This window comes from Pedobacter sp. MR2016-24 (genome assembly GCF_026239655.1).
In the GTDB taxonomy this organism is placed as follows: domain Bacteria; phylum Bacteroidota; class Bacteroidia; order Sphingobacteriales; family Sphingobacteriaceae; genus Pedobacter.
The window spans coordinates 1-7,151 of record NZ_JAPIVO010000012.1; the positions used below are offsets into that span (position 1 = coordinate 1).

Below are 7,151 nucleotides of genomic sequence, written 5' to 3' on the forward strand. Positions count from 1 at the left end.
CGCCTTCTGCACATTGATCTCGGAAAAATAATAAAATGAATCTCGATTACCGTCTGTAGGATAAGTAAAAGAAGGAACGTTAGTAACCAGCTCATCTCCAGGCTTCTGCCAGCGACTAGCATATTCAATACCTAATAAAAGATTGTCCCTAGTCAAACGATTATACGACACAACATCAGAAATAGGTCTCCTGAAATAATACCCCAACTTATATAACAAATTAAGTGAAAGCGATAGCTGTCCATAGCTAAAAGTATTACGTAACGACCCAAAATATACTGGCACACGAGAACCAAAATATCTAGCTGAAGAAATTGGACTATTTGTTATCTTAGCATAATTAGATGAACCATCAAAAGTATTTGATATATTTAGTAATTGATTATCCAAATATCCTCTTGGATCTCCAGTAATTGGATCTAAGCCTGCCCACTTATATGCATATACTCTCGAAAGATCAGCCCCTTCATTATACAGGGAGTTACTTTCGATAACTTGACCAGAAGTACTTGCTCCTTTATTATATAGCTTCTCAACCTTGACACGATTATAGCTAAAAAGGAAGTTAGTAGTCCACATAAATAAGTTAGACTGAAGATTGCGGCTATTTAGTGTAAAATCAGTTCCCCATCCATGTAAGGAAGCTATATTATATATTGAAGTACTAAAGCCAGTTGAAGGATCTAGGGATCCAGAACTTAATAAGTCTGTAGTTTTCTTGTCATAATACTCTAAACTACCTGAGATCCTATTATTTCTAAAACCGAAATCTAAACCAAAATTTAATACCGCTGTTTTTTCAGGTTTAAGATTTCTATTTGTTGTACCTTGATCATCAATTGTATTAGCGTAAAACAACCTATTATTAAAATCCTGACTCAATGAATATCCTATAATTGGTCTAGCGGTTACTAAAGGATTTACGTTTCCATTGTATCCAAAAGTTGTTCTAAGCGCAAGCCTTGGAAGAAAAGATGATTTATAGAAACTTTCATTCGCTATATTCCAACTAGCACCCACTGAATAAAATGGAGTTCCGCCTTTATTTGTTCCATATCCAAATTCGCTATTTAAATCCTTTCTAATACTCCCTGAAAAGCTATATTTATTCTTAAAAGTGTATGCGGCGTTTGCATAAGTACTAACAGTTCTTAGACGTATACTGTTAATACCGCTAGCTTGATTTAATAGTGGTGCAAAAGCTAAACCCGTTAGCTCATCAGCAAAGAGTAAAGGCAAAATACTTGAGAAATTAAGATTATTCTGACTTGTTTTTTTTGCTTCATTATACCCATAATATTGATCACCTCGGAAATAACTATAATTTTGCGTCAAATCCATACCAATTACAGCATCTAATGTATGATTGCCTGACCATTGTTTATTCACATTCAATTGTCCTCTAATGGTTTGATTATTTGTTTTAGATATAGTCGGTAAATAAAGACCGCCCAAAGGAATATTCCGTACGAGGGTAAAACCATTGGTATAGGTATTAATTAAATCCCGCATATAAAAAGAATTGTCTCGATATAACAAATCTTGCTCATTATATCCTCTATTATAGTTATAGCCTAGATTTGCACTTATGAAATTTAATAGTTTATAACTCGTATTAAAATTAAAATTGAAGTTTTGAATACTTGTTTTACTAAAGCCTTCATCTATATCTTTTAACGGGGTAAAACTGTAGTCAAGAACTTTATCTTTATACGTGTTTCTTAATAAATCGATAAAGGCAGGTCTATATTTATAGGGTATAGACGAATAATTTCCATTTTCATCCACCAACTTCGTATAGGGATAATATGCTCCTCCTGGTGTAGTCGGAATAGTATTTTGTCCAGCTTGATCATTTGTTTTGCTCTTACTGTAAGTGAGATTAGTTTGTATTTCCATATTTTTAAATGGCTTTACAGATACACCATAGTTTAGAGAAATTCTATTTTGATCAGAATTTAAACTATTATTCAGAGTTTTATTATATGCTCCAGATAACCTGTAAGCCACAAATCGAGAACCACCGTCAAAAGCTATGGAATAATTTTGAGCAATGAGACTTCTATTAACATATTTATCTAAATCTTTTCTTACATCATTATTTCTTAACAAATTTATTTGACGACCTGCTTCGTCACTGGTAATTATTCCATTTTTTTCGTCATTTAAGATTTCAGCTACGGGAGATCTTAAAGTTTGCGCACTCGCAATGTTAGGTTGTGGAATATTTGTATTTGAAGCGTTAAATTGAAAGATCTGTGCATCTACAAAATCAGAAGTACTCATAAATTTTTTATAGAAAAGATCTATTTTATCTGTAATATTAAAATTGGTATTAAAAGAAATACTCAGTGGTCTTTCATAAGTTCCTCTCTTAGTTTTTATCACTATTACTCCATTTGCAGCTCTTGCTCCCCATATAGAAGCAGCTGCAGCATCTTTCAAAATCGTTATACTCTCGACATCATTAGGATCTATCTGGTCAACTGAATATGGACTAGCAATCCCATCAATTACAACCAATACCTGCCCGCTACTATTCGAAGGAGTATTGACGACATTTAAAGTATTACGTCCGCGAATGGTCAGATTCGTTATCGGAGATCTTTGAGCCACACCAGTCAATCTTCCAAAACTTCCCCCACCGTTATAACTAACCGAACTATTTGGTATTAATTGGTTATTGAAATTCATACTCGTCGTTATTCCTTCTAAACGTCTGATTAAGTTTGGATCGGTGCTGTGCTGTAGTTGCTCTTTAGTCACAACTTCAAAAGAACCTGTTGCCCTTTCTCTTGGAAGATCCTGATAGCCCGTACTAAATATATTTACTTCGCCAAGTTGATTCTGTCCAGGCTTCATAGATACTGTAATTAATTCAAGCGGATTTAAACCATTTAATGTGATATCTTTAGTCAAATAGCCTAAAAAGGTTATAGTCAAAGTACCTTTTTTAGGACCATAAATGACAAAATTACCTTCCGAGTTACTGACTCTTCCTTTGCCGCTACCTTTAATATATATAGTTGCACCAGGTAGTGGTAAACCTTTCTCATCTACTACTTTTCCTTTATATATCACTGAATCTTGCATGGAGTAATCCGAAACAATATTTTTGAAGTTCTTCCTAATTATAATAGAATGTTGATCTATCTTGAAATTCATATCATGACCAATAAGACTGTAATTGATAACTTCTATTAACGGGCTATTAATGAAGTTTGCATCAATTGTTTTTAATGGATTTAATTGATCTGACTGCCAAACAACATCATATCCAGTTTGTTGCTTTATTGCCTTAAATAGTTCATTTAGAGTAAGGTGATTTCTTTTTAAAGTGATTCTTTGTCCGTAGACGTTTGCGCTTAACTGTAGTTGTCCAATGAATATCAACGCCATTGTTAAATGGACAATCCTTTGAATACTCTTTATATTAAATTTGCAATTTCTAGACTGTTGTTTGAAAAAAATCCCTTTCGAATTTTTTAGATTTTGTAAACTTGTCATGCATAAAAAATTAATGATTGATAGTTGATTATTTATATACCGCTTATTCAACGGCAACACATTTTATAATAGAATGGTAGTAATTATATCATACTTACTCCTTTCATAAACTTTAAGATGATAATTGGATATTGCTTATTTACAGAGGATGTGCTTTATTAAACGACTAAGTCCTATATAACTTGAAAATTTTACGCATTAAAATGCGAAAAATGTTCAATAAGATATGATATTGACTTTTTTCTGCAAACCGGACTTTTATAAAGTAGTAATTTTCGATATAAAAGAGATAAAATACTTAAATTGACATAATTAAAAAATTAAGTTTAAATCGGTCCAGATTACCTTTGAGCTGCGTCAATCTGAGAAGGATACACGTGAAGAGAAATCTGTCGGCACATGGGTGTTTGGCAGGCTACGTTTTTCAATTGGAAAAGAAATACGATGGTTTAGGAATTCCCGAATTAATAAAAATTACGACTTTTCGGAGATGAAAAAGCTCAGCTCAAAAAGCTGAGCGCTGATCTGAGTTTGGATAAGAAAATGCTTCAGGATGTTGTACAGACCCCTTATTAGTTGGACAAATATGTTGAATTAGTTTGTAATAATTGTCTGTATTTTCCAGTATTTTTCTTTCCGCTTGTCTGGTTCCGGTGATGCATTCTCGTTTTATGGTTTTGAGATGTAAATTTTGGTTCAATTTTTCTTTTGGGGTCATCTCAAGTCCCCGGTGTAATCTTCTGTTGTCGTACCAATTTCTATGGGCATCAATGGTGTGTTGAGCGTGATAAAAGCGGTCAAATTCGGAGCGGTCAATCACTCCCGCTGCACGATGCTGTGGAAGGTTTCGATATAGGAGTTTTCCTCTGATGTAGCAATATGTATAAATTCTTGATTGGCTTCTGCATCACGTAATTATTCTTTAACATTATCTGCAATAAACTGGGATGCGTTATCATTTCTAATCGTTACACCTGTGATGCCATATGTTTGATTTATACATTTGAAAACAGGTTAATTACATCAACCTGTCTTATACTTTTCTTGAAGGTCTGATCCACTATTTTACGAGTAAAGACATCCAGTATAGTTAGCAGGTGGTAATTGCCGTTATCAGCATGTACATAAAGATATTTGATATCCAGACAAAGGTATTCTATAGGATAACTGGCTACTGTTTTATGGTTCTGGACAAATTAGCGCTTACCGCTAGTACGAATGACCTTTCCGAGCAATAAATTTTGCTCGTCCATAAGCCTGTAAACCTTCTTTTTTATTAATGTGATAGGCTTCCTTACGCAATTTAGCAGTAACGCCTTCATACCCATAACAACAAATTCCTGAGACAAAACATCTTTGATCTTTCCAATGACAACCTAATTTACTATCATAGTACAGTGTAATTTCGGCGTATGCATACTTGCTTTTACGCCACGTTTGCCCGCTCTGTTTTTATAATAATAAACACTGGATGGTAAATCAATCCAAGACAAAAGTGTGCTCGCCGATATCAAATGCTTAAAAGCGGAGACAATAATCTTTTTATCCGGGGTTGAATAGTACCTTTTTTTTAAAGCTCTGATTTGACCTCGATTTTAAGCGCCTGCTTGCAATGATTCGTTATAAACATTCATTTTCTTCTACCAATGCTCGCAACTCCGGATCTATAGGATAGGATGGCTTTAAACCTTCAACTCCGCCAGAGAAATACTTATTCTTCCATTTGGCATATAAGGAAGGTGCCAAAATATACTCGCGACAAGTAATTGTAGTTGCTTCACGTTGACCCTCTTGAATAATCGACAACTGATCTTAAGGGCTGAAAACACGCGTTTGTTTTTTTATATTCCCTAATTAATGGTTCTAAATTGTTTTTGAGATTTAATCTAGCTATTTAGAGGGCTAGTACAAAAGATTTGACGGTTACCAATTCCGGCTAGAGGTGTAAAGTTATATCACTTTGTTACGCTGATAATATCTGTCTACAATTATAATCGTTAACGCTGGAATAAAAATTTACTGAAAATGCTAATGAATGACATTACGCATTTCTTTGAGACAAATGAGTTTTTAAATGTTAAGTTATTTTATGAATTTTAATATTAAACTGGTGAATTAATCAGTTGAGGAAAAACCGAAATCCTTAAGAGAGGCTGAATTAAAGTTTTATGTTTTTGATAAAAAACACTTAATCATGTGAAGAATATGGTATTCATATGTATTTAGTAATCCTTTAGCAGAAAGTAGTTATTTCAGAGCTACTGTTAAGCCTACTTGCCGAACAGGAACCAACCTTTGTGCGATTTATGCATATAATGGAGACATTAATCCGTCTCCCTTCACACCGGGGATACTTAAATATATTATTAATGCTCTATCTAGCGGTGTTCCAGAGCCACAAGCCATTGGGGCAAAAAAATATGTCTACCTAAAATCAGGAACATAAGTGATCATGAATACAAGTTAATAATACGTAAATGTTAACCTACCAAGTAAATTGACGTAGTCGACCATTTAACTGGTTTCATATCCATGCATGAATGACATTTATTATAAGAAGCTGTAAATAAAATTTATCAGCTTAACTCACCCCTTCACCTCCTCCATGATATCAAACTTTTGGCAGTGTGAATATCATGGAAGAGGCAATGAGTTACTACGATTGAATAATGAACATATAATCAATTTAGGAGTGACATTTCGAGGATTACAGAGTTTTGATAAATGTTTGACCAATTTTCATCCTCACTTAGTATCCGACTTTTAAGACCAATTAATTTGCCTAAAAATGCTATTTCATCTAATCCATAAATATAATCGATAGTACTCAGGTCATATATACTTTGAATGCCATTAGAATCAACTCTCACCTTCACTGGAACATTAGCTTTAAAAGAATACGGGTCCCAAATTACCTTATCACTTGGCCATTCATAAATAATTTGTTCATTTCTTTCATTAATTAAATCAACAGAATTGATTTGAGGTTCAGCAACGTACCTCATAATTCCTTCAATATTGTGCATTTCAATAATTATTCTTCCCTTTCCAGAAAGTCGGTCTTTAGCATTGGTCAATAAGTTGTAGACAGATTCTATATTTAGATTACTTAAGCCATTATATAAACAAAGAATACAGTCAAATTTGACTTCACTATTGATATTTAGCATGCATTCTGGTAAATATCCAATTAGATATTGATCTTCCTTGATAAATCCCTTCTTCAACGCTATACGCTTCATATTTTTACTTGAGTCAATTGCCCATACATTGATATAACGTTTCAAGGCTGCGATGCTATGCTTGGCCTGACCAGCGAAGAGCTCCAGCAAATTCTCGCATTTAACGCCTTCGTACAACGATAAAATACAATCCAACTGCTTTTCAAAATCACGATCGTCAGTTATCGCTGCATAATACTCAGCATATTCATCATATAGTTTATTGGCCATAAATTTTAAATTTTATTTCAGTTAAAGTTAATCGCTCAATCTCTGAATAGTAGGGTCAAAATATTCAAAATGAACCAAATATGGCAACGCTTATTAATGTGCATTCCGCGATCAGCCATTCTTAAAGAAAAAAATCGATGTCTCCAAACCACACTTACCGCTTTTAACAAGCATTTGTAACCCTCCCAAAAT

The 7,151-nt window shown here is 33.7% G+C and carries 2 protein-coding genes and 1 pseudogene; 1 reads left to right on the plus strand and 2 read right to left on the minus strand.

Going from position 1 to position 7,151, the window contains the following annotated elements; all coding sequences use genetic code 11:
- Positions 1 to 3,507, minus strand: a 3,507-nt coding sequence (locus OQX62_RS24980; protein WP_265834404.1) for a SusC/RagA family TonB-linked outer membrane protein, incomplete at its 3' end; no start/stop codon positions are given.
- Between the two features lie 384 nt (positions 3,508 to 3,891).
- Between OQX62_RS24980 and OQX62_RS25225 the strand changes: the two are divergent.
- Positions 3,892 to 4,071: pseudogene (locus OQX62_RS25225) on the plus strand (IS3 family transposase); the annotation flags it as partial.
- A gap of 2,117 nt (positions 4,072 to 6,188) precedes the next feature.
- Here OQX62_RS25225 and OQX62_RS24985 read toward each other — a convergent pair.
- Positions 6,189 to 6,959 (minus strand): hypothetical protein, encoded by a 771-nt coding sequence (locus OQX62_RS24985; RefSeq protein WP_265834405.1) that lies wholly within the window; start codon positions 6,957 to 6,959, stop codon positions 6,189 to 6,191.
- Positions 6,960 to 7,151: the final 192 nt, after the last annotated feature.